A 23,493-nucleotide genomic window follows, 5' to 3' on the forward strand; every position below is an offset into this window, starting at 1 on the left:
TGCCGGTCTTGGAACTCAGGCAGTGCACGGAGTCGCGGCGGGCCGCCGCCCCGCGGTGAACGCGGCCGGCGGGACACCCATGAAGTGGCGGAACTCGGCCGTCATGTGGGACTGGTCGTAGTATCCCGCCGTCGCGGCGATGTCCGACCACCGGCCGGCATCGGCCGCGAGCACACTGCGAACGCGGTCGATGCGTGCGAACTGCTTGGGGGACAAGCCGGTGCCGGCGGTGAACAGGGTGTGCAGGCGGCGCTCACTGATGTGCAACCGGGCCGCGGTCGTGGCGACAGTGGCGCCGACCAGTAGGTGTGCCGCCTCTTCGAGCCGCTCCGGGGGCTCCGGCCAATCGGCCAATGCTTCTTCGAGAGTGGCGATCGGATCGGCGGCGAGCTGGTCGACGTCCAGGCCCGGTAGTTCGCGGAGCGGCAGGGCCCGGTCGGCGAGATCACGCAGCGGAAGGCCGAGCAGGGCTTGGGCACGACCCGGCCGCATGCGAACCCGCACGCACGAATGGCCGGGCGCGCCGACATGATAGGCGGCCCGGGTGCGGGGACCCATGACGATCAGCTCACGCTTGTCGCTGCGCAGGAGAAGTGTGGTGGCGTGATCGGGCACGTCGACCGCCGCCGAACCAGCCGCCGTAGCGACATCGATCCCGGCCACCCAACGCAGAAGGGCAGGCGGCACGACGAGAGAGCTCACGCAGCCCACGATAGTGCCGAAACTTCCTATCACGCGGCGTGAGAGCGATGCGATCGTCGGGACATGATCCTTGTTACCGGTGCCACCGGCACCATCGGTAGTCACGTCGTCCGTCTGCTCACCGAACGGGGCGTGCTGTTTCGGGCGATGTCCCGCCGCGAGCGGCCCGGAGGGGTACGGGCCGACTTCGACGACCCAGCGTCGCTGGCGCGCGCGGTGGCCGACGTCGACACGGTCTTCCTCCTGACCGTGCCCCCCGTGCCGACTGCGGACCACGACATCGCCCTGGTCACGGCCGCGCGGGCGGCGGGCGTCCGTAAGGTCGTCAAGCTGTCCGCCATCGGCAGCGGCGAGCGGTTCGACGGGGCGACCGTTGGCGCGTGGCACGTCGCCGCGGAGGAGGCGATCGAGGCCAGCGGGCTTGTGTGGACGATGCTCCGCCCGCCGAGCTTCGCCTCGAACTTCTTGTGGTACCGGGCGCTGATCCAGGCCGGAGAGCCGATCCCGAATCTGGTCGGCGACTCCCGGCAGGCCATCGTCGACCCGAGGGACGTGGCTGCGGTCGCCGTCGCCGCCATGACCAGCGATGCGCACGACGGGCAGCGGTACGACCTGACCGGGCCAGAGCTGCTGACGTTCGCAGACCAGGCGGCAATCCTGGAGCGCGTGCTGGAACGGCCGGTCAAGATCACCGACACGAATGCGCTCGACCAGTTGCCGGCCGGGATGATCACTGGCATCGGCTGGGCGCGCGCAGGCGGTGCGGCCTACGTCACCGACCACGTGCCACGGGTGCTCGGCCGACCGGCGGGCACGTTCGAGCAGTGGGCACGCGACCACCGGGAGACATTCGCGCCAATGCCGTAACCCACCGCCGCCGACGGCCGCCAGGCTCTCGGGCAAGAGGCCCTCGTAGCTCAAGGGACAGAGCCCGTTCTCCTTTGGTGCTTCTGGTGCTTCTGGTGCTTCGCTGGAGTTGGAGAGAACTCGCGCAGATGGGTGCGGGTCATGGTCGCCGGGTGGAGCGGTCGTCCCAGCGGTGAGTGGTCAAGGCGCGGCGAACGAGGCTACGCACGGTGATGACGGCATCCGTGAGGTCGAAGAAGGCGTTGATGACGTCGATCCGGCGTTCGTAGCAGCGTGCGAGTCGATGGAAGGCGTTCTGCCAGGCGCGGGTGCGCTCTACGTGCCAGCGCCCGGTGGCCTGGACGGGAGCCTTCTCGCCCCTGTGTACGATCCAGCCGCGCAGTCCGCGTTCGTCGAGGGTGATGCGGGTCTTGCCCGAGTCGTAGCCGGCGTCGAGGTACACGGAGATGTCGTCGGGCAGCGGGCCCAGGCCGTCCAGAAGGTACAGGGTCGGGGCGAGCAGCGGCGAGTCGCGGCTGTTCGCCCCGACCCTGGACGCGGCCCAGCGGGATGCCGTACCTGTCAGTCATCGCCGAGCGTTTGAGGCCCTGTTTGCCACGGCCGACCGGCGAGCGTCTAGCGGCTCCTCCGCCTCCGGGTGCCTTGGTGATCGACCCGTCGATGGCGATCTGGTCCAGAACGAGGCCGACGATGCGGTCGTGCGCCTCCAGAGCGATGTGCCGGAGCCGGGCGAAGACGCCGAGCCGGATCCACTCGTCACGGCGGTTGCGAATCGTGGTGGCCGAGCAGGTGGTGTCCGCCAGGGCTTCGTAGGAGCAACCGAAGCGCAGGAGTTGCAGCAGCTTGTCGTAGATGGTCCGGTCGCTGATGCGCGTGCGGTGGCAGCCCAGCGGGTGGGTTGGATCGTAGCCGGGCCGCTGTGGCAGCAGTGCCGCGAATTGGTCCCACAGGGGTTCGGTCAGCCATGATGGCAAGGCAGGCACAGCCCTCCCGGTGATCACAGAGCGTCGCAACTCCATGATTACCAGGCCCTGTTCCTCTTCTCCTTCCGAGCTGACCCATCGAGCCTATCTGCGCGAGTTCTAAGGGCTTACCGCGTGAGCGGATGGGGTGGCATCCGCTGGATCAGGTGTCACATCCCGCAGGTGCGGTGGCCGTCTGATCAGGCAAAACAAGATACGGCGTCAGTGTCTGGCATCTATCAGGACGATCTCGCCGGGACTTGTAATGCGTAGGTCTTGGGTTCGGATCCCGAAGGCGGCTCAGAGAAGACCCAGGACAGACAGCCTCTGACGCGGCCGTCTGCCGCAGAGCGTGGGACAACTCGTCGTGAGCCAGAGCAACGGGTGCGGTGGTGTAGCCGCAGCATCAGCCGTGCTTCGCATGGCGGGTAGCCGCACTTGCCGGTGTAGTCCGCCAGGTCCCGGGTCCAGTACCTCGTCGACCAGGTCGGCTACGAACCGGGCCAAGTGGTCCTGGGGCAGTCAGTCGTCCAGTGACGGTGGCAGCAGCAGGACCTGGTGCGGGTCGAACGCCCTGAACGTCCTGCCCACCGCCGCCCCACTGCCTTGCGGTTGCCTTTTCTCAACCGGCTCGGTCTCGAACAGCCCGTCCCCACCATGCATACCGGCGTTATCGCGCATGAATGATCACGAAACGCAGGCGGGTAGCCGAGCACGGGATGAGCTCGCGCTGCTCTCAGCCCGGCCTGTGGCCACCGGAAATGACTGGCGATATGCCTGACGGCCGGGTAGGAAGGGCGCCATGAGTATCTCCGCCCTCCAGAACCCCGCCGATCAGCGAACCTTCCTACGGACCACGCTCGACCTGGGTGATGTGCTGCTGCACCCGTGGGGCCGGGAGACCACCGAGCCGGACAAGATGCTGGACGGTCTGATAGCCGCCGCGGCGGACCCGCTGATCGCCCTCTGGAACCCTCTCGCGACAGCCGACCGCAGCGACGCCCTGGCATGGCTGGATTCTCGCGATGGAGGCTGGGACCGCGGTGCCAGCGCCTCCTTCGCCGTGCTGACCGCTGGTGAAGGCGCCCTGCTGGGCAGCGTCACCGTGCGCTGGGTCGATCGTGCGGACGGCCTGGCGATGATCGGCTACTGGACGCTGCCGACCGCCCGCGGAGGAGGCGTGGCCACCCGGGCGACAAGGGCGGTCACCAGTTGGGCCTTCCGGACGGCCGATGCCCGCCGGATCGAGATCGCCCACGCAGTCAGCAACGAAGCGTCCTGCCGGGTGGCCAACCGCTGCGGCTACCTCCCCGAAGGCACCCTGCGTGACTCACACCGCTTCGGCGACGGGGCGTACCACGACGAGCACCTGCACGCGCGCCTGGCCACCGACCCTGAACCGACCGATCCCACGGAGTGACCGATGGCATACGACAGCCCGACCACCGGACAGGCGAGCGACACGTCACGGTAGCTGGGCAAAGCCCTCGCCGCTGAACAACTGCCGACCTGTTCGTAACTGAGGATGGGTCGGCCGCCGAGTGCGGAGGAGCGGAAGGGTTGGGACGGCGGGGCCTCAGGGGGTTTGATGCTGGACACGCTGGTGACAACGGCCGCCGGTGCGCTGTCCGCCACAGCGGGTGTGCTGGTCGGCGGTATCGTCACGCGCCGTGCTCAAGATCGTCAGTGGACGCGGGATCAGCAACTTGCCGCCTACCAGGCGATGTTCAGCCACTACGCCAAGTTCACGATGGAACTCAGGCGAGCGCATGCAGACCAGCGCCGTTATGACTACGACTGGGGGGAGTGGAGCGCGGCCCTGATGCGCGTAAGCCTGGTCGCTCCCTCGCAAGTCGCGGCCGAAATGGACAACTTCGGCCGTGCCATCAGCTCCTTCCTGGACCAGGTGGAGCGAGGTGAACGCAACCCGCTGCGTGATCCGCTGAGTTCGGAAGAGTTCGAACAGGCCAGGCAGGCACCCGCCCAAGCGCAGGTGAAGCTGGTCAACGCCATACGGCGTTCACTGGGCAGCGGGCATAAAGGTCTGCCCTTCGGAATGGGCGGGTAAGTCGGCACCCCGGCACGGCGGCGCGCTGACTGAACTCACCAACCTTTCCCGTGCTTCGGTCACGTCGGCATGGGCGGTGGTGCCGTCGAGGCGCGAACCTTCAACGTGCTGGGCATCACGTTCTCGCGCTGTGCCGGAAGCCGTCCGTCCAGAAGGTCGAGCAGGATCCGGGCGGCGCTTCGGCCCACCTCGACACTGTGCGGACTGACACTGGTCAGCGGCGGATCGACGAGTTCCGCAGCCGATGTGTCGTCGAATCCCGCGACCGAGACGTCCCCCGGAACGCCTCGTCCGTGCTCCCTCAACCAGCGCGTCACACCGAACGCCATACCGTCGTTGAAAGCGAAGATCGCGGTTGGCGCTTCGGCCCGCGCCATCAGCCGGCCGCCCGCCCTGAAGCCGGATTCGGCGGTGAAGTCGCCGTACTCCACCAGCTCGTCGGAGAACTCACGGCGCGCATCGGCGAAGGCACGGCGTACCCCCCGCAACCGGGCGGCCATGGCGAGCCGGTTCTCCACCGGGCCGTTGACGACGCCGATCCGGCGATGGCCCAGGGCGAGCAGATGCTGGGCGACCGCGTAGGCGCCGCCCTCGTCATCAGGGTGGACACAGATCAGGTCGTCATCGGTATGGCCCATCACCACCAGGGGACAGCCGGCCGACCGAAGGACGGACAGCGCCTCCCCACCCGCCCCGGCCTCCACCAGCAGTCCGTCGACCACGCGCCGCCGGATGAAACGACGGTGGGCCGAGCCCGCGTCGTCCGGCACCTCGCGGGTGGACAGCAGCAGGCCGTAACCGCGAGCGGCCAATTCGCCGTCCGCGCCCGCCATCAGGCGGATCAGGTGATCGTTGGAGAACGCGAAGTCTGGATTGTGCGGAAGAACGACTCCCACGATTTCGGTACGTCCACTCGCCAGCGCTCGGGCACCCGCGCTCGGGCGGTAGTCGAGCAGGCGCATCGCCTCAAGCACCCTCGCCCGGACGCCATCAGTGACCGTCGGATCGCCGTTCACCACCCGGGAGACCGTCTGATGGGAGACCTCCGCCTGGGCCGCGACGGTACGCAGAGTCGGCCGATCGGACACGCGAGAACCCCCTCTTGGATGGAAGCAGGATGGAAACAGGATGGATGAAGATGACCGTTCACTTCACTTTTGGTCGCATCGTACGGCCCGTCCGCACGTACTGAAAGCCGTACAACGGATTGACGCACCGATCGGACGGCTCTAGCTTCAAGGCTGTCAAGTGACCGGTCACTCACGGCACTTGACGTCCGACCGACCGGGCCAGGCTCACGGAACAGAGGATGCCGATCATGAGTGACAGGACGTCGGAACCGAACACACCGTCACCCCGGACGGGCGGTCTGACTCGTCGTCAGGCGCTGGTCCTGGGCACGAATGTGGCGATCGCCGCGGGACTGAGCGGAACCTTGTCCGCGGTGAGCGCCACCCCGGCCGCGGCAGCACCGAGCGGCGGCGTGCCGGAAGCTCTCGCCGGGCGGGCGACCGCTGTTGCCCCGGCCGCAGGCTTGTCGAATGTCGTCACCTCCTGGACCGGCAACACGTTCTCCGGGGCCACGGAGTGGGTGCAGGACTTCGTCTTCAACATCGCCGTCGCCGCCGACGGCACGGTCTACACCGTCAGCTTCTGGGACGAGGGCGGCAACTACGCGGGCATCTACAAGGACGGCCACCTCGTCGGAAACTGCAAGGGAGCCAACGGAGACGCGGTCGCCGTCAACAAGTCCTACGCCTATCTGTCCGTCGGCAACGGACTGACGCGTTTCGGCCTGAACGGGGCAGGTACGTCGCTGACGTTCAACGTGGGCAGCCCGCCGGCCGCCGCCGCGGCTTCGGAGACGCAGGTGGTGGCCACGGACCGGGCCGCCAACCAGGTGAAGGTCTTCGACGCGGCCACCGGAGCACTCCTGCGGAGTTGGAGCGTCAACCGACCGGGAGCGGTCGCGATCGGTTCGGGTGGTGACATCTGGGTCGTCGAGAACATCACTCGCGACACGAACGACGGGCATTTCTGGCACGTCGATCCCGCGAACCCGGCGCGGATCCGGCACTTCTCCAACACGGGAAGCGCGTTGTCGGGAACCATCAACGGGCCCTCGAACGCCTGGATCCCGACCTCCCTGGCGATCGACGTCCACGGAGACCTCCTGGTCGGCGACAACGGCCCGCTCCGCCAGGTGCACACCTACGGCAACCTGTCCGGGACGCCGGTACTCTCACGGAGCCTGGGTCAGGCCGGCGGCATCGGGGCGGGGACGCCGGGCCGGAACATCGCCGACAAGTTCTTCGGCATCACCGGCGTCGGCGGTGACTCGGCGGGCAACGTCTATGTCGCCCTGGGCGAGTTCGGAACGTGGCTGCGCAAGTTCGACTCCCTCGGTAACACGGTCTGGCAGCTTCAGGGCAGCGCCTTCGTCGACGCCGCCGACTTCGACCCGCAGTCCGACGGGCTGGACGTCTACACCAAGCAGTGCCATTACCGCATCGACGTCACGAAGCCACCGGGACGCGACGTGGCCTGGCGCGGCTACTCCCTCGACTCGGTCAAGTACCCCCAGGACGCACGCCTGTTCCTGACCGGGCACTCGCACGGCGCCACGTCCCCGTTCCTGCGGCGCTTGAACGGCTCCCTGTACATGTACATCACCGGTATGTACTGCTCACAGATGCTCATCTACCGCTTCGAGGGCGAGATCGCCAAGCCTTCCGGGGCCATCTTCAAACAGCGCTGGGTCGGCGACGACCCCACCTGGCCGCCGTACCAGCCGGCGCAGGGCGAGTGGATCTGGCGCGACATGAGCGGGAACGGCGCGTTCGAGGCGGGCGAATACCTCCAGCCGGGCACGGGCCTGAACTCTCCGGGCAACTGCTGGGTCTGGTTCGTCGACACCAATGGCGACATCTGGGAGGGCGGCGACCGCGATCTGCGCCGCTATCCCCTGAAGGGCTTCGACTCCCAGGGCAACCCGATCTACGACTACGCGAGCCGGGTGACGATCCCCCTGCCCGCGCCGTTCAACCGCGTCCGCCGTCTGCACTACGACGTGAGCAAGGACGTCATGTATATGTGCGGCTACACGCCTGATCAGGTATTCGACAACGCCCACTGGAAGGAGTGCGGCAAGGTCCTGGCCCGCTATGACAAGTGGAGTACCGGCAACCGGACCCCGACCTGGACCATCGTCCTCCCCTGGGACACCACGTCGACACCGATGGTGGCGATGGTGAGCCTCGCGTGGGCCGGCGACTACATCTTCACCGCCGGTGTCCAGACCCGTGGCCAGGTGTGGGCCTTCAAGGCAGCCGACGGAAGCCTCGTGGGCAGTTGGCTCCCCGGCGACGTCGTCGGCGGAGTCGAACGCACCGGGTGGGTCGACATCCCGTACGGCATCTCCGCGGTCCAGCGCTCCACTGGCGAGTACATGGTCAATGTCGAGGAGGATCTCTTCAACAAGGTGCTGCTGTACCGCTGGACCCCTTAGAGAATGGGATGACGGAACTGTGCACAAGCCCGCGCTCACGCCGCTTCATATGATCGTCCTCCCTGGCGGTGGCTACGAGATGCACGCGGCACACGAGGCCGAACCCGTGGCCGACTGGCTCGCGTCGCTCGGCGTCACCGCTGACGTGCTGCGATATCCGGTGCCGGTACGCCATCCCGGACCGGTGGAGGCGGTGCGGGCGGAGATCGCCGGGCTGCGAAGGCGCGGCGTGCGGCGGATCGGCGTGCTCGGCTTCTCGGCGGGCGGTCATCTCGCCGGATACACGGCACTGGCACCGGACGCGCGGCCTGAGGAGCGGCCGGATCTCGCGGTGCTGTGTTATCCGGTCGTCTCGATGCTGACCGAGCACCACTCCGGGTCGCGGGTGAACCTGCTCGGTGCCGAAGCGACGCCGGCACAGCGCCGACAGGCGTCGCTGGAGGAATTGGTCACACCGCACGCGCCGCCGTTCTTCGTCTGGCACAGCTCGGACGACCAGGCCGTCCCGGTCGAGCACAGCTACCGGCTGGCCGGGGCTCTGGCGGCGCATGGCGTACCGCACGAGCTGCATGTCTTCCCGCACGGCAGGCACGGGCTCGGGCTGGCCCAGGACGACACGTCGGTCGGTGCGTGGACGGGGCTGTGCGCACGGTGGTTGGCAGGGATGGGTGTCGCCCGGGATGCCGCGGAGGGGGACGGCACCTCCGGGTGACCCGACGTCGGACCCCGCTCAGCCGAGGGGCATCGTGCAGAAGCTCGCACCGACCCGGTGGGAGCGCAGTGCGGCGAAGTCGGCGTCACCGACGGCCGGGATCTGCGCCGCGTACCGTTCGGCGTCGTCCTGCGGGCGGTACCCGATCGCCTCCGCCTCGGCCGACGACCACCATCGGCGGGTGTTGGCGGAGATGCCCCACAGGACGCGGAATCCGGCCGGTTCGACCCGCAGACATGCCTCGACCAGCCGTACCGCATCCGCCGGAGACAGCCACGCGGCCAGATCCTCGGGTGCCGCTGGGCGCGGTCGGAACGCCCCGATGCGCAGGCATGTCACGTCGATGCCGAACCGCGAGTGGTACAGGCTGCCCAACGCTTCTACCGCGGCCTTGCTCACCCCGTAGAAGGTGTCCGGACGAGCCGAACTGTCGGCGGGCAAGGGGCCGTTCACTGTCTCGTCGCGGGTGCGGAAGCCGGCCGCGTGGATGCTTCCGGCCAGGACCACCCGCCTGATGCCCGTCTCTGCGGCGGCTGCCAGGACCTGTTGAGTGCCGTCCACGTTCACGGCGCGGATCGTTTCCCAGGACGCCTCGCCGCTGCACCCACCGAAATGGACCACCGCGTCGACGTCCCGGCAGGCGTCGCGGATGGCGTCCGGGTCGGTGAACGACGCCTGCACGATCTCCACCCGTTCGTCCGGAGCCGCCGGCGCCAGCGGGGCGACATCAAGCAGCCGCAACACCCGCTCCGGGCAGGCGAGTCCGGACCGCAGCACAGTGCCGATGCGCCCGGCGGCGCCGGTGAGCAGGATGCGCCGATTCGGCGCGGGCACCGACAGTTCGGGTACTGACGGTTCGGGTGCTGACGGCTCGGGCATGACAGGAACCCCCTGCTGCTACGGATGACGGGAAATGGCCGGCAGGTCGGGCGGCTCTTCCTGCCCGTCGTAGTGCTCGGGAGTCGCCAAGTCGGCCAGATAGGGCGGCTCGTGGTAGCTGTGGCGGCGGCGGAAGACGAGCGGCACCGGCGGGCGCCAGTGTCGCCAGCCGCGCGGATCGGCCGGCACAGGTGTGCCGGGTGGGCCGACGCCGTTGCCGTTCTCCGCGGCCACCGCGTACTCGTGACCGGTAACCGCCGGAGGATCCTCGCGCCCGTCGTCGCGTTCCTCGCCCGGAGTTGTCACCGAAGGCGCTCTGCGTTCGGGGTACGACGCCTCATGGTCGACGTACGAGAAGGCGAGACCGGCGAAGATCTCGCGGTATTCGGTCTCGCCACTGCCGCGGCGCAGCACCCGGTACCCGCTCGCGCCGAGTGTCTCGCCCCAGCTCAGCTCGATCCCGCCGGATCCCGGCCGCAGGGCGAGTCCGTCCGGCGGGGCGGGTGGGGCGGCGGTGACGTACAGCGGGTAGTCCGCGCCGGGCGGAGCCTGGTGCCGGGAGTTGGTGGCGACGATCCGTATGTGCAGCTTCCGCCCGTCGGCCAGGCCGGTCAGCCGGTACGGGCTGGTGCGGGCGGTCGCGGCCGTGCGCCATGTGTCGCCGCCGTCCTCGCTGAGCTGGACCAAGTACTCCTCGGCCGCCGGAACCGGTGTGAAGTGCACCTCGGCGGCGCCACTCGCGTTCACCGTGCGCAGTACCTCGGCGGCGACGGGGCGGGGTGTGAGCGCGGTGAGTTCCCATCGGTGCCGCCCCTGCGGCAGTGCCACCGTCACCTCGTCGGGAGTCTCGCGCAGCGGCCGTACGGGCGCGCCATCGAGGTGGAAAACGGCACCGTGCAGGCCGGCCGGCACCTGCACGGTCAGCGTGGTGTCGGCCGGGGCACGGTAGGTGCCGTGGCACTTGTGTCCGTCCGACCGGTAGCGCGCGCTGATGCCCAGATCCGGGTCGCCGGTGGTCAGGAGTATGTCGCCGGTGCCGATCGCGGTGCCGTGGAAGAGCGCCAACTGGCGCTCGCCGTCGTGCCGCAGGCGGATCACCCCGGCGGTGCCCTGGAAGCGCAGCCCGGCCCCGGCGGCACCGAATGGACCGCCGCCTGTGACACCGAGCGTGACGTCGAGCGTGGTCGGCTCATGGTGGCCGGGCTCGTGCCGGAACACGTGATCCACGCTGTCAGGGGTGATGATCCGAGCGCCCCAGGGCGTGCGGTGCTGCGGGTCGACCGTGAGGTCGTCGCGGTGGCTGACGATCGCCAGCGTGCTGCCGGTGGGGGAGTCGGTCGGGCCCTCCAGGCGTATCCCTCGGGAGACCGGGGTCCGGAAGTCGCCGCCGTCCGCGCCGTCGGTGCGTACCCCGCGCACCACATGGACGAAGGGCATCCGGTCGCTGAGGTGGTCGAAACTGTTGGCGTCACCGCCGGTGGGTTCCGTCAGCGTGGCCCATGTCCACACCATCCGCTGGGGGGCCGCGACCGCATCGTGGACGACGAGGTAGTCGCTGCCGACCAGGATGACGCTGCGGCCGAGGTAGTGGCCGTACACCGGGCTGTCCGGAGCGGGGGTGATCTCGGCGTACTGCGCGGTGTCCAGGTCGTAGTGCGGGCGGTCCAGGGTGTTCGGGCCGAGTGACCGGATCGCCCCGGCGCGCCAGATGCCGCAGGAGGTGACGAAGGAGGCGTCCGGTGCGCGTCGGTCCCCGGCGTCCTCCCGGCCGTGTCCGCTGTAGGCGCGCCCGCGTGCGTAGTAGTACAGGTGCCCGCTGCCGTTCTCGTCCGCGATGCCCCAGCGGTAGTTGGGGCCGCGGTCGGTCTGCTGGAGGTGCACCGACACCTCCGTGGGCCTGCCGACGTCGGCACGCAGAGTGATCCCGTACCCGGTGTATTTGGTGCTGCCCAGGCGCGGGTTGGTGCCCCGGTCCCCGGCCGGTGGATGCAGCACCCGCCACGGGTCGGCGGCGCCGCGCGGCTGGTCCAATCGGTGCCCCGCGGCGTCGCACGCCCACAGCAGGTGTTCGGCGACGAGCGGGCGGTAATGGCGCAACTGGTCGCCGAGCAGCCGCATTTCGATGGGCGGCCGACGCGGCGAGCCGGCGTGCGCGCCCTGCGGCGGGTGCGTGCGGAGCGTGCCGGGGGCGGTGGCCGACGCGTGCTCGTCCGGTACGGGGGCGGTCATCACCGGTGCGGTCAGCGCGTCGACCAGCCACTCGCCCAGGGCCGCGAAGTGGGGGGTGCAGAGCCGGTTACGGCCGTCGGCGCGGATACCCAGCGCGTTGCCGAGGGTTGCCGGGCGCAGGAACGCCCACACATAGGTGGCGAGACTCTCCGTCCACCGGCCGGGTCTGGCCTGCTTGGCGGGCAGCGCGGGCCGGACGTTGAAAACCCCGGCCAGCCGCAGGAACGTCTCGAACTGGTCGAGCCAGTCGCCGGCCGCCGGATGCTCGGGGTACAGCCAGGCCAGGCAGGCGAGCGCCGCCTTGCCGTCCGACATGAAATTGGGATGGCCGCCGAACATCCGCCGCATCGGCCCGATCTCCTCGCCGGCCGAGACGTACGCGGTCAACAGCAGCAGGGCGTCGACCTGGGCCGCCTGCTCCGGGTGCAGCTCGCCGCGCAGCCGGTCGTAGCCGTCCAGCAGCCGGTCGTAGAGCGGCCGTTGGCCGATGTTGAGATAGCCGGCGACGTCGTTCACACCGTGTGCGATCAGTCGCGGGCCCTCGGGTCCGGCGAACAGAGCGGTGAGCAACTGCCGCCCGGTGGAGATCTCGCCGGTGACGCACAACGGGGCCGGGCGCCCCCCGTCGTAACCGAGTACCCAGTCCTTGACCCGGTCGAGGTCCAACGTGCTGTGCCAGTGGTGGAGGTGGCGCACATGTGTGGACTGGTAGCAGGTGGCTCGCAGGGCAGCCTCGGGGTCGATGTCGTAGCGCGCTGAGAGTGCCTGCGCGTGTCGGCGCTGCCCGCGAAGCACCTCCCGGTCGCGTTCGTGGTCGTAGAAGACGATCGCGGTGCGCCGGGTGCCGGTACGCAGCGGCCACCGCCAGCGCAGCACCCCGTCGCGGTACCGGAAGCGGATCTGGAGGTCCCGGGCGGAGGCCCAGGAGGCGTAGCGGTGGTCGTCCCAGCGGGCGGGGTCGCGGACGAACACACCTGCGGCGTCTCCGGTGCGCACGTCCCAGAACGTCGCGTGCGGACGGATGTCCCAGGCGTACGAGGGCGCGTACGGGCCGACGCTGAACGCCATCTCCTCGTGCGGTACCTCGGGTCGGCCGGGTCCGGAGAAGGCCGGATCCTCGCCGCTGTCGGCGACCAGCAGCGGGTCGGTGATGCCCGGCCACCGGTAGGTCTCCGGCGAGCCGGGGTCGAGGTGGTCGGCCGCGTCCTGCGAGTAGGGCCAGGTCGAGGAGAACCGGTGCGTCGGCGAGAACCCGTCCATGTACATGTCCCATGCGGGGGCGAGCCGGCCGTCGTGCATCCGCTCCGTCAACTCGATGAAGTCGTACCCCTGCACACAGCGCACGGTCGCGGTGTACCTGCCGCCGCCGACGAACAAATAGCTGATTTCGTGGGCGACGACGAGCGGCCCGGCCTCCACCTCGCGTACGTCGATCCGCTCCACCGGGGCCTGTTCGCCGACCAGCACGGACCGGCCCACCCAGCCGTGGCCGCGGTCCACCGCGAGGATCGGGCCCGGAGCGGGCCGTGCGCCGGGCCGGTGGGACCGGGGAAGCAGTACGCGGATCGGCCCGGCGTCCACCACGATGCCGTCCTCACCGTGCACGACGGTCACCGGGTCGACGACGTCCGCCACCGGGACCGACTCGTCGGCGCACAACCTGAACGCGTGGGACTGGCCGGGCGCCAGTCCGGCGAAGAAGCCGACCACCGCGTCACGCAGCAGTCCGGCGCCGTCGACACGTACCTCGGACAGTTGGAACGGCACCGGCGTGCCCGTGGCGTCGACCAGGCGCAGCCGCCGGGCCGGTACCGCCGGCACGGGCCAGTGCACCGCCCAGTGCAGCAGCGTCCTCGGCCACGCGAACTCGGGATGACCGATCGGGTCGCGCAGCCGGAACGTGACGCCGGCCCGGCCCGGCTGCCATGCGGTCCGGCGGCCGGGCGGGAACGGGTCGTTCACTTCGCACCGCCCGACGGTTCGCCGGCCCCGGAGCCGCGCGGCACGATGCCCCTGCTGCCCAGGCTCGCCCCGCCCGCGACACCCTCGACGAGGTGGCGCTGGAGCAGGATGAACAGCACCAGGATCGGCGCCGCCACGATGAACGTGCCGGCGGCCACCAGCGGCCAGTTCTGGGTGTGCTCGCCGAAGAACGAGTAGAGGCCACGGGTGACCGGCCACAACGCGCTGTCGGAGAGCATGACGAGCGGCAGGATGAGGTTGTTCCAGGAGGAGACGAAGCCGAAGATGCCGAAGGTGGCGAGGGCCGGCTTCATCTGCGGGATGATCATGGTGAAGATGAACCGGATGTAGCCGCAGCCGTCCAGCACCGCCGCCTCGTCCAGCTCGCGGGGTATTCCCTTGATGTACCCGACGAAGAAGAAGAACCCCGCGCCCGACATGCTGGTCAGTACGAGGTAGCCGGGCATGCTGTTGTACAGGTGCAGCGTGCGGGCCTCGATGAACAGCGGGATCAGGCCGCCGGGCAGGAAGCCGGAGAAGATGAAGAACGTGTAGAGCGCGTTCGAGTGCTTGAAGTAGCCGCGGGAGATGGGGAAGGCGAGGAAGACCCCGAGTACGAGGGTGATCGCGGTCGGAATCACCGAGTAGACAAGGCTGTTGATCATCTGGCGGCCGAAGTCGCCCTGCTGCCACGCGTCGGTGAAGTTCTGCATCGTCCAGGTGCCCGGCAGTCCGGTGGGGTCCTGGAGGAAGCCCGGGTAGGTCTTGAAAGCCTGCACCAACAGATAGATCAGCGGAGCCGCGAACAGCAGCACCGAGATGAGGAAGCACACCACGTTCGTACGGGCGCCGCGCAGCAACTCCCGAGCGGCACGCCTCTGTTGGGGAGGGGGTACGGCCGGGGCCTGGGCGTGGTCCTTCGGCAGGGTCGAGGTCGTCACAGTGCCACCTCCCGGCGTCGCAGGGCCCACAGCGCGCCGCCGCCGAGCACCAGGGTGAGGAAGAACTGGAGCATCGCCAGCATCGAACCGAACCCGAGCTGACTGGTCCCGCTGAGGAACGCCGAGTTGAACATGTAGATACCCAGCGTCTTCGTGCCGAAGTTCCCCCCGGTCAGCACCAGGATCAGCGCGTACTCGCCGAGCGCACCCACCACGGTCAGGAACATGTTCACCGTGAAGGCCGGCGCGAGCAGCGGGAAGGTGACGCTGCGGAACGTGCGCCAGCGTCCCGCGCCGTCCATCGAAGCCGCCTCGTACACCTCGGACGGTATGTTGCGCAGCCCGGCGATGTAGATGAGCATCGAGTACCCGGAGAACATCCAGACGTTGACGAGCATCACCAGGGGCAGCGCCAGTCGGTCGGAGCCGAAGAAGGCGCTGGAGATCCCGAAGACGTCATGCAGGATCTGCCCCGTCGGGCCGGAGAACGGGTCGAAGATCAGCGCGAAGATCGCCCCCACGACCGCGACCGAGAAGATCTGCGGCATGAAGATGAGCGCCCGGTACACGGCGTAGGAGCGGCCCCGCCGGTTGAGCAGCAGCGCAAGGCCGATGCCGATGGCGTTCTGGGCGATCGTCACACCCGCCACGTAGATGAGCGTGACCTTCACCGCGCCCCACACCTCGGAGGACAGCCCGGTGAACGCGGTCGAATAGTTGCACATGCCGCAGAAGTTGAGCGGTGTGCCTGGCAGACCGGAGTACTGGGTGAACGAATACCCGATGGTCGCCAGTGACGGGTACAGCCCGAACAGCAGCCACCCCAGTCCGGGTATCGCGACACTCGCCCAGGGAATGAACCGCCGGGTCCGTGGAGTGCCGAACAAGCAGCGTGACACGCCGCCCTCCTTCCACCGTGGTGTCGGACTACTGGACGGCGGTCCGGTAGGCGCGGGCGGAGCGGTTGAGGACGGTGTCCACGCTCTCTCTGCCGACCGGCGCCATCTTGGACAGGTCGGGCCCGGCGGCGTCGAGCGAGGCGCCGACCGGCGCCCATGGGACGGTCAGCAGCTGGAACGAGTCGGTCATGTGCGAGTTCAGCCAGTCCATCCAGGGCAGTCCGGTGTTCTTCACCGCCGGCTGGGTGGACAGCGAGCCGGTCGAGGTGAGCCACTTCTTGTAGTTCTCCGGGCGGGAGAAGAACTCCAGCCATTCCAAGGCCAGTTCGCGCTGCGGCGCGCTCTTCGGCACCACCCAGGTCAGGTCCGGTTTGACGGCCACCCGGTTGGCGGCCCGGTCGTCGGTGCCGGGCAGCATGAAGAAGCCCAGATTCAGCTTCGGGTTCGCCTGCTGAATCGCCGCGCCGTCCCAGGAACCGTCCAGCAGGAACGGGAAGTCGTCGGGCTTGCTGGCCCACACACCGGGCGCGGTCTGCTGGGCGACTCCCGTCGCGCCGGGCTCCAGGTACTGCACGACCTTCTGGTACTGCTCGGAGATCTTCTTGTAGACCGGATCGGCCCAGGACTGCTTCTTCTGCCAGAACGCGGCGGCCCGGTCGCTGGACACCTTCACCGAGTCCGTGGCGGGGCGGCCCGCCATCAGCGTCTGGTTCATGATGCCCTGCCAGACACCGCCCTGCATGCCCTCCTTCGCCGCGGCGAAGATGGGGGTGACTCCCTTGTCCTTCAGCTTCGCGCAGGCGTCGAGGAACTCCTGCAATGTCTCCGGCACCTCGATGCCGTGCTTGGCGAGGAGGTCCTTCTTGTACCAGACGGCGCCGGCGGACACGTACTCCGCGGCCATCACACCGTAGATCCCGTCCTTGTATCCGACGGCGCCCTGCTGCCGGTCCAGGTCGTAGTTCTTCATGAACGGCTGGTCCTTGAGATCGACCAGCTGGCCCGATGCGACCAACGCCGCCGAACCGCCCGGCTTCAGATTGGTGTACGACGGCGCGAAGCCCTGTTGGGTGGGTGCGAACTGGGCAAGCACGTCGACCGACTTGGACTGCAGCATGCTGCTGGTCAACTGCTGCCATGCCCCGTTGGCGGTCGGCGCCTGCTGGAGCTTGACCGTCACACCCGGGTGCTCCTTCTCGAACGCGGCGTTGAGTTCCTCGGTGAACCCGATCGCCCCCGGGTTGGACCACTCGCCGATGGTCAGGGTGACGTTCCCGGCGGAGGACGCCGGGTCGCCGGAGCAGGCGGTGAGGCCGGAGAGGAGACACCCGGCCGCGAGGGCGGCGATCAGCGGCATCGCTCTGGTGCGCCGTCTCGCCGGTGCGGGACGCGTGCTGGCACGACTGTGCATGGAGGTTGCTCCTTCTTGGGGTCGGGGTGCGGGTCGGAGTACGGATCAGGGGCGTTGCAGAGCGCCGTCGGCCCGGCGCGGCGGTGCCCAGGCGTGACCGAGGCGCCGGGGCGGGAACCGCAGCGCCAACCGCTCGTCGAAGTCGATGCCGAGGCCGGGTCGGTCGCTCGGCCACAGATGGCCGTCGCGGATCTCGGGGCAGCCCGGGAACACCTCCCGCAACCGCGGTGCGAACAGGTGCTGTTCCTGGATGCCGAAGTTGGGGCTCGCGAGGTCCAGGGCGAGGTTCGCCGCGTGCCCGATCGGCGAGACGTCACCCGGTCCGTGCCAGGCGGTCCGGATCCCGAACAGGTCGCACGCGGTGGCCAGCCGCCAGGCCGGGGTGATGCCGCCGATCGCCGAGACATGCACGCGGATGAAGTCGCACAGCCCGTCGGCGAGCAGCGGACGGTACTCGGCGGGGTTGGTGAACAGCTCGCCGATGGCGATCGGGGTGCCGCACCGGTCGCGTATCCGGCGCAGCCACCCGATGTCCTCCGGAGCCACCGGGTCCTCCAGATAGAACAGGTGGAACGGTTCGAGGTCCTTGGCGAGTCCGACGGCGTCGGTCGGATGGACCCGCTCGTGCACGTCGTGGATCAGCTCGACCTCCTCGCCCAACTCCGTGCGCAGATGCGCGAAGAGCGAGACGACGGTGCGCCGGTACGCGGCCGGATCCCACGCGTTCGCGGTCAACGGGGGTCGGGAACCGGGCGGAGCCGCGGCGCCGGGTGCCCCGTACGTACCGGCTCCCGGCACGGCGACCTGGCACCGCACGTGCCGGTAGCCGTCGGACGTCAACTGCCGTACCTCGTCGGCCACTTCCCGGGCGTCGCGGCCCGCGGCATGGGCGTACAGCGGTACGGCGGTCCGGCAGCGTCCGCCCAGCAGTTGCCAGACCGGCAATCCGGTCTGCTTGCCCTTGATGTCCCACAGCGCCATGTCCACCCCGGACAGTGCGTTGTTGAGGACGGGGCCGGACCGCCAGTAGCCGCTGACGTGCAGCGTGGCGGTGATGTCGGTGATGTCGGCCGGGTCGCGGCCGATGAGCTGGGGCGCCAGGTACTCGTCGACCACGGTGGCGACCGCCGCGGCGCGCTGGGTGAACGTCGCGCAGCCCAGGCCGTACAGGCCCGGCTCGCTGGTGTCTACACGGACCACGACGAGCGTGTGGTCGGCGGGGGCGGTGAGCACCGCCCGCACGCCGGTGATGCGGAGGCCCGTCGCATCCGCCCATGGCGGTGCGGCAGGGGTGCCTGCGACGCTGGTCACGGCTGCGGCTCCTTGTCTGATCGGTTGAGGGGCGGCGCGGGGCAAGGGGCAAGGGACGGGTGCCCGGCCGGGCAGATCTCCGCCCTGCACGGCGCGCGGGGAGGCGCGGTGGCCGAGGGGTCAGCGGCCGAGGCCCCAGCGTGTGTCGACACGTCCGCCGCTGAACTGGGCGCCGGTGCCCCAGAACGCCGCGAAGTTGTAGCACCCCGACTGGGGAGCCTGGGACTGCGTGGTCGAGTACGTCATGCCGTGCCCGCCGGTGCCCGCGTCACCCACGGCGAACGCGAAGGCCATCGTGGTGCTCCCGCCCGCCGACGCGGGCAGGGTCGCCGCGAGCGCCGGCAGTTGGTTCCAGGCGATGGCCACCTCGTAGACGGTCACCTTGGCGACGGCGTCCCGGGTGATCAGGATCCGGCCCTCGCTGCCGCCGGTGGGCGAGGCGTCCATCGGGCCGAGCGGGGTCGGCAGGGCGGCGTTGGTGGGGTAGTACGTCTGGTAGTTGGTGCCGGGTGCGCATTGCCGGTGCAGTTGGGGGACCGCGTTCTGACTGGCGTGGTCGGGGGTGCTGCTGCCCAGCGTGGCCACGAAGAGGTGCGAGAGCGAGACCAGGCACTTCTCGTAGTGCGGGTCGCCGGCCAGCAGGTCGTCCGGCTTGTTTCCGCTGTCGAAGCCGAGCTGGATGCTGTCGGTCTGGAACGGGAACAGATACGGGTTGGTCGCGAACGGCACCTGGAAGGACGGCGTGGTGTCCTGGATCTCGGCACGGAAGTAGAGGAAGGCGTCGTCCCACGCGCCGCGCATCGCGTACTTCTTGGTGTCGCCGGTCTTGCTCACGCTGGTCAGCGTCACCGGAATGACGCCGCTCCACTGGTCGGCGCCGCCGCCCACGGTGATCGCCCGGTACGGCAGGTGGGCGACCCGAACCGTCCGCGACCCGCTCGGTGTGACGTTGTTCCGCCCGGTCAGCTGGACCGTCCAGTCGACGCGGTACTCGTTGTCCGGGCTCACCTCGTAGGCGGTGACCGGGAATTGGATCGTCCGCTGCTCGCCCGGCGCCAGGTCGACCACCGGCAGACTGGTGCATCGCAGCTTCCACCCCGATGGTTCGGCGACCCGCACGATCGCCGAGAGCGCCTTGGGGGACACGTTCTCCACCCGCACCTCCAGCTCGCTGCCCTTGCCCAGCGGCTTGACCAGCGACAGCGGGGTCACCAGCAACGGTGTGTCGTACGCGAAGTCGGCCTTGGCGGTCAGCACCTCGCGCAGTTCCTCCGCACTGCGGTCGGTGTCGAAGTAGAGCACCTCCCACGGGTTCAGCGTCAGCGTCACCCGGTCCGCCGACCCGTCGGCCAGTTGGTGGCCGAGGTAGTCGTGGACGCGGATGCCGGCGGCGTCGCGCAGCGTCAGGGTGCCGTGGTATCCGGCGGCGGGGGACTCGTCGGTGCCGTCGTAGATCTGGTCGGCATAGACCGCCGCCCTGCCCTTGCCGTCCTCGGTGCGGAACAGGAATCCCCAGGTGGACTTGGCGTCCGGGTACAACTCGGTCTGGAGGGTCGCGTCCTCCAGGACACTGGTCATCGTGGAGTAGGCGACCACCGCGGGCAGCGGCGTCTTCGTCTTGATGTCGTAGATGTTGAATTCCTGGCCCGAGTAGGGCTTGTCGTAGCAGAGGGAGAACCAGAAGACCTTGATCGGCGAGTCCTCCTCCGCCCCCGCGAGCATGTGCAGCAGGTAGGTCGGGGCCAGCGTGCGGGCCACTCCGTAGATGGCCTCCTCGACCGGCAGGCTGGGGAACGAGTGGACCACCGCGGTGCCGCACTCGGTCTGCCACTGACCGCCACGGCCGCCGGTCCTGGACCAGAGCCGGTCCATCTTGACCTGCGTCTTGGCCATCGCGTACTGGGTGGCGTCCGGGTAGCCGTAGGCGTGGTTCACCGAGCCGTCGATGTAGCCGGCGCGGGCCGAGCCCTGGGCGTACACCGCGTCACGGTTGTAGCTGACGGAACCGCCGCCGATCAGGTCGACATCGGGGAAGCGGGGCTTGACCCGGTCCCAGATCAGCTTGGTCATGTCCCGGTAGTCCTGCGAGTCGCCGGTGGTCCAGTACCGGCCGTGCACCCACGGCTCGTTCCACAGTTCCCAGTTCTTCACCAGGTCCTGGAGTGGCGCGATGGCGTGGTACACCATCTCCGCGTGCGCCACCATGTCCTTCGGCCGGTTCCGGTACGTCGGCAGCGGCCGGCCGTTCGCGTCGGGCTGCACGTTCCAGGACATGTTGTAGTTGATGCCGCCCATCGACGAGATGCCGTAGCTCAGCCATTCGGCCACCTCGGCGCGGGCCTTGTCGATGTCGGCCTGGCCCCAGAACACGCCCGGCGCCGGGCTGACGGTGTCCGGCTGCACCGCGGCGATACCCCGGGTCCACTTGACGCCCATCAGCTGCGCGATCCGCTTGGTGACTTCCAGGTTGCCCTCCTGCCGGATGCCCAGGCCGAACGCCGAGTCGGGCCGCACCCCGGACACCGTGGGCCGCAGCACACCCAACCCCAGCGTCTGCGCGGCCAGTTGCGCGCCGTCCGCATCCGTTACGGTGACCGAGACCCGGTAGTAGTCGGGGTCCAGGGCGCCGAGTGGGACGGTGGTGGTGTGCGCCGTGTCGGCGGCGGCGTTGAAGGCGGCGGTTCCGCTGCCGACGATCCGGGTGCTGCGGGCGCTGACCTTCCAGGCGATCGTGCCGCTCACCGGGGCCGTGCTGGTGACCGTGACGAGCAGGTCGGGGGCGGCACGGCCGGAGCCGTCGACGGGGAACAGGGCGGTCGGGTCGTCGAAGCCGAGCACGATCGACGGCGCGGTGGCCGCCTGCGCCTCCTGGCCGGTGCCGACGACGCCGGCCAGCGCGACGCCGGCGGCGCCCCCGGCACCGTAGAGCAGCGCGCGGCGCCGGGTGATGTTCCGGTCGTCGGTGTCGGGGTGTGAGGAGCTGGGGTGTGGCGTGTCGGTGTGTGGGGCGTCGGAGTGCGGGGTGTCGGACATGAACAGACCTCCGAGGGTGTGTCACGAGGACCGTGGGTGCGGAGTCGCCATGCGGATAGGTCGGCGAGACAGGACAGCGAGACAGAGCAGAGGGAGGGAGGGCAGAGAGACAGGGCAGAGGGGTCGGTCAGGCGGGGGAGAGGCGGCACACACCTGACGGCGGTACGGGCAAGTGGTGTGGGCCGGGGCCGAGTTCCCGGACATGGGTACCTGCCGGCCGGCCGCGGGCATCCGTGACGCTCAGGAGGACCCGGGTATGTGCGGTGAGGTCGAGCACGAGGTGCCCTGCGGTGGTCGAGTTGACCAGGGCGACGTCCGTGAAGCGGTCCGGCTCCAGCGGTACCACCCGGTGCTCGCCGAAGACGGTCACGACGGCCCGGTCCCCGGACCAGGCGGTGACCGTGGCGTCGCGCTGGTCCGGGCGGCCTGTGTCGCGCTCGCCGTCGATCAGCACGTCGCGGTACTGCCGCCAGAACCCCAGCCACCAGGCCGTCATCTCCCGGTGCTCCGTGGACAGTTCGGTCAGCCGTACCGAGATCTGCGGCACCGAGTACAGGGCGGCGTGCAACTGCCGGGCAGCCGCCTCGACGCGGGCATCCGGGTCCCACATGAGCATGTCGCAGTGCACCGAGGCGCCCGGGGCCAGCCGGGCAATGTCCAGCGTGCGCAGCCGGTTGGCCGTCGCGTCCGCCGGGCAGTCGCCGGCGCGCAGCAGGTTGCCGAAGCGGCGCATGGTCGGCCCGGCATAGGGCTGGCGCAGCTCGATGAGTACGTCGTCTCCGCGCAACGCCCGTAGCCGCGCGTGGAGTTCGTCGAGCAGCGTGCGCATCGCCCGGCTGACGTCGGCGGCACCATCACCTTCACCGCCCTCGGCCGTGTCCGCGTAGACCATCGCCTTCTCCAGGAAGTCGAGCTTCAGGCCGTCGAGCCCGTAACGCTCCACAAGGTCGGCGCAACGCTCGACCACGAAGGCCCGCACCTCATCCTGTCGGGGATCCAGCACCCGGCATGCCAGCCTGGGCACGTGATGCGGGGCGAGACCGGCAAGCTCGGCGTGGGCGCGGCTGTGTTCGCCGAGCAGCAGCGGCGCGATCCAGGCGACGTATCGCAGGCCCGTCTCCCGCACTCTGCGCACATGGGCGCGGAAGTCGGGGAACTTGGCCGGATCGGGCGTCCAGTCACCGCAGCCGGAGTATTTGCGGTGGTCGGCCCCCGCCTGCCAGCCGTCGTCCAGCAGCAGCAGTCCGCATCCCAGGTCGGCGGCGACTGCGGCTTCGGCTTCCACGGCGGCCTCGCTGACCGCGTGGTGCATCGAGTACCAGGTCGAGTACGCAGGGGTGCGTCCGGCCTCCGGCGCGGGCAGCGCGTCGTCGGTGCCCGGCATCCACCGGGCCAGCGTGCGGAGGGTGTCGTCCACCGGGCGTCCCGGCGCCTCGATGCGCAGCTGGTACTCCTCGTCGGCGCGCAGCGGTGTCGCCAGCCAAACGCCGAAGCGGGCCGAGTCCTCCGAGACGCCGAAGCGGATCAGGGTCGTCGCGTCACCGTGATCACCGGCGAAGGCGAGCAGCGCCCGGCCCGCGCCGTCGTACAGGCAGCCCGCGGCGGCCGAGTCGACCAGCCCGACCCGTCGCCACTCGCCCTCCCAGTCGGCCGGCAGCGGACGCTCCCAGCCCGCCGCCGGATGCCAGTAGCCCACCCCGTCGCCGAGCGGAACATCAAGACGTACCAACGTTGTCTCAGTCTTGGTGCTTCTGACCCGAATCACGGTGGCCTCGTCCTGCGGATCGGACTCCAGCCGCACTCCGTCCGTCAAGGCGCTTACCGCAACATCATGTACATAAAGGGCATCATCGACGGTCCAGAGTTGCGATATATCCGTTAACTGCATAGGCGCGGCTCTTCCAGCTCGTGCTGAGGCTTGGCGAGGGGAACGTAGCCCGCGTGAGTCAACGTTGTCTAGGCATGGACGCGCAAACTCTCCAGCGCCTGAGGGGAGTTCGAGGTCGGCG

15 protein-coding genes and 2 pseudogenes are annotated in these 23,493 nt (G+C 69.4%); 5 read left to right on the forward strand and 12 right to left on the reverse strand.

Features of this window, described 5'->3' with window-relative positions; genetic code table 11:
• Nucleotides 1-15: 15 nt before the first annotated feature.
• A complete protein-coding gene (locus tag ACFVT5_RS13950) occupies nucleotides 16-702 on the reverse strand; it encodes a helix-turn-helix domain-containing protein (protein WP_389885944.1) in 687 nt (228 codons plus the stop codon).
• A 63-nt stretch (nucleotides 703-765) separates the two neighbouring features.
• On the opposite strand from ACFVT5_RS13950, the gene ACFVT5_RS13955 reads away from it, so the two are divergent.
• Nucleotides 766-1,569 carry an NAD(P)H-binding protein gene (locus ACFVT5_RS13955; RefSeq protein ID WP_389885946.1) on the forward strand — a complete coding sequence of 268 codons (804 nt, stop codon included), beginning with the start codon at nucleotides 766-768 and terminating at the stop codon, nucleotides 1,567-1,569.
• A 139-nt stretch (nucleotides 1,570-1,708) separates the two neighbouring features.
• Here the strand turns inward: ACFVT5_RS13955 and ACFVT5_RS13960 are convergent.
• A pseudogene (locus ACFVT5_RS13960) lies at nucleotides 1,709-2,552 on the reverse strand (IS5 family transposase).
• A 317-nt stretch (nucleotides 2,553-2,869) separates the two neighbouring features.
• Nucleotides 2,870-3,176 (reverse strand): annotated as a pseudogene (locus tag ACFVT5_RS13965) (IS1182 family transposase); the annotation flags it as partial.
• A gap of 157 nt (nucleotides 3,177-3,333) precedes the next feature.
• Here ACFVT5_RS13965 and ACFVT5_RS13970 point away from each other — a divergent pair.
• Together ACFVT5_RS13970 and ACFVT5_RS13975 are read left to right on the forward strand one after the other, a co-directional pair.
• A complete protein-coding gene (locus tag ACFVT5_RS13970; protein WP_389885949.1) occupies nucleotides 3,334-3,951 on the forward strand; it encodes a GNAT family N-acetyltransferase in 618 nt (205 codons plus the stop codon).
• Nucleotides 3,952-4,119: 168 nt separating this feature from the next.
• Complete coding sequence (locus tag ACFVT5_RS13975) at nucleotides 4,120-4,599, forward strand: hypothetical protein (RefSeq protein WP_389885952.1); 480 nt, start codon at nucleotides 4,120-4,122, stop codon at nucleotides 4,597-4,599.
• Between the two features lie 59 nt (nucleotides 4,600-4,658).
• On the opposite strand, the gene ACFVT5_RS13980 is transcribed toward ACFVT5_RS13975, so the two are convergent.
• A complete protein-coding gene (locus ACFVT5_RS13980) occupies nucleotides 4,659-5,687 on the reverse strand; it encodes a LacI family DNA-binding transcriptional regulator (RefSeq protein WP_389885955.1) in 1,029 nt (342 codons plus the stop codon).
• Between the two features lie 230 nt (nucleotides 5,688-5,917).
• Here ACFVT5_RS13980 and ACFVT5_RS13985 point away from each other — a divergent pair, with 230 nt between their 5' ends.
• Both ACFVT5_RS13985 and ACFVT5_RS13990 read left to right on the forward strand, forming a co-directional pair.
• On the forward strand, nucleotides 5,918-8,107 hold the full coding sequence (locus ACFVT5_RS13985) for a hypothetical protein (protein WP_389885958.1): 2,190 nt from the start codon (nucleotides 5,918-5,920) through the stop codon (nucleotides 8,105-8,107).
• A gap of 49 nt (nucleotides 8,108-8,156) precedes the next feature.
• Nucleotides 8,157-8,819 (forward strand): alpha/beta hydrolase, encoded by a 663-nt coding sequence (locus ACFVT5_RS13990; RefSeq protein WP_389885961.1) that lies wholly within the window; start codon nucleotides 8,157-8,159, stop codon nucleotides 8,817-8,819.
• 18 nt (nucleotides 8,820-8,837) lie between these two features.
• Here the strand turns inward: ACFVT5_RS13990 and ACFVT5_RS13995 are convergent, their stop codons facing one another.
• From ACFVT5_RS13995 to ACFVT5_RS14030, 8 genes are all read right to left on the reverse strand, one after another.
• Nucleotides 8,838-9,698 (reverse strand): NAD-dependent epimerase/dehydratase family protein, encoded by an 861-nt coding sequence (locus ACFVT5_RS13995; protein WP_389885964.1) that lies wholly within the window; start codon nucleotides 9,696-9,698, stop codon nucleotides 8,838-8,840.
• A gap of 18 nt (nucleotides 9,699-9,716) precedes the next feature.
• The gene (locus tag ACFVT5_RS14000; RefSeq protein ID WP_389885967.1) at nucleotides 9,717-13,889 is read right to left on the reverse strand and encodes a hypothetical protein; all 4,173 of its coding nucleotides are present in this window, start codon (nucleotides 13,887-13,889) and stop codon (nucleotides 9,717-9,719) included.
• The gene (locus tag ACFVT5_RS14005; protein ID WP_389885970.1) at nucleotides 13,886-14,830 is read right to left on the reverse strand and encodes a carbohydrate ABC transporter permease; all 945 of its coding nucleotides are present in this window, start codon (nucleotides 14,828-14,830) and stop codon (nucleotides 13,886-13,888) included. The genes ACFVT5_RS14000 and ACFVT5_RS14005 overlap by 4 nt, the downstream gene beginning before the upstream one ends.
• Complete coding sequence (locus ACFVT5_RS14010) at nucleotides 14,827-15,729, reverse strand: carbohydrate ABC transporter permease (RefSeq protein ID WP_389885973.1); 903 nt, start codon at nucleotides 15,727-15,729, stop codon at nucleotides 14,827-14,829. Before ACFVT5_RS14010 ends, ACFVT5_RS14005 begins: the two co-directional genes overlap by 4 nt.
• Nucleotides 15,730-15,757: 28 nt before the next feature.
• A complete protein-coding gene (locus ACFVT5_RS14015; protein ID WP_389885976.1) occupies nucleotides 15,758-17,140 on the reverse strand; it encodes an ABC transporter substrate-binding protein in 1,383 nt (460 codons plus the stop codon).
• 45 nt (nucleotides 17,141-17,185) lie between these two features.
• Nucleotides 17,186-18,451 (reverse strand): enolase C-terminal domain-like protein, encoded by a 1,266-nt coding sequence (locus tag ACFVT5_RS14020; protein WP_389885979.1) that lies wholly within the window; start codon nucleotides 18,449-18,451, stop codon nucleotides 17,186-17,188.
• A gap of 120 nt (nucleotides 18,452-18,571) precedes the next feature.
• On the reverse strand, nucleotides 18,572-21,484 hold the full coding sequence (locus ACFVT5_RS14025; RefSeq protein WP_389885982.1) for a hypothetical protein: 2,913 nt from the start codon (nucleotides 21,482-21,484) through the stop codon (nucleotides 18,572-18,574).
• Between the two features lie 127 nt (nucleotides 21,485-21,611).
• Nucleotides 21,612-23,297, reverse strand: a complete 1,686-nt coding sequence (locus ACFVT5_RS14030) for an alpha-galactosidase (protein ID WP_389885985.1) — start codon at nucleotides 23,295-23,297, stop codon at nucleotides 21,612-21,614.
• Nucleotides 23,298-23,493 lie beyond the last annotated feature (196 nt).

The organism is Streptomyces sp. NPDC058001 (assembly GCF_042886315.1).
Classification (GTDB): domain Bacteria; phylum Actinomycetota; class Actinomycetes; order Streptomycetales; family Streptomycetaceae; genus Streptomyces.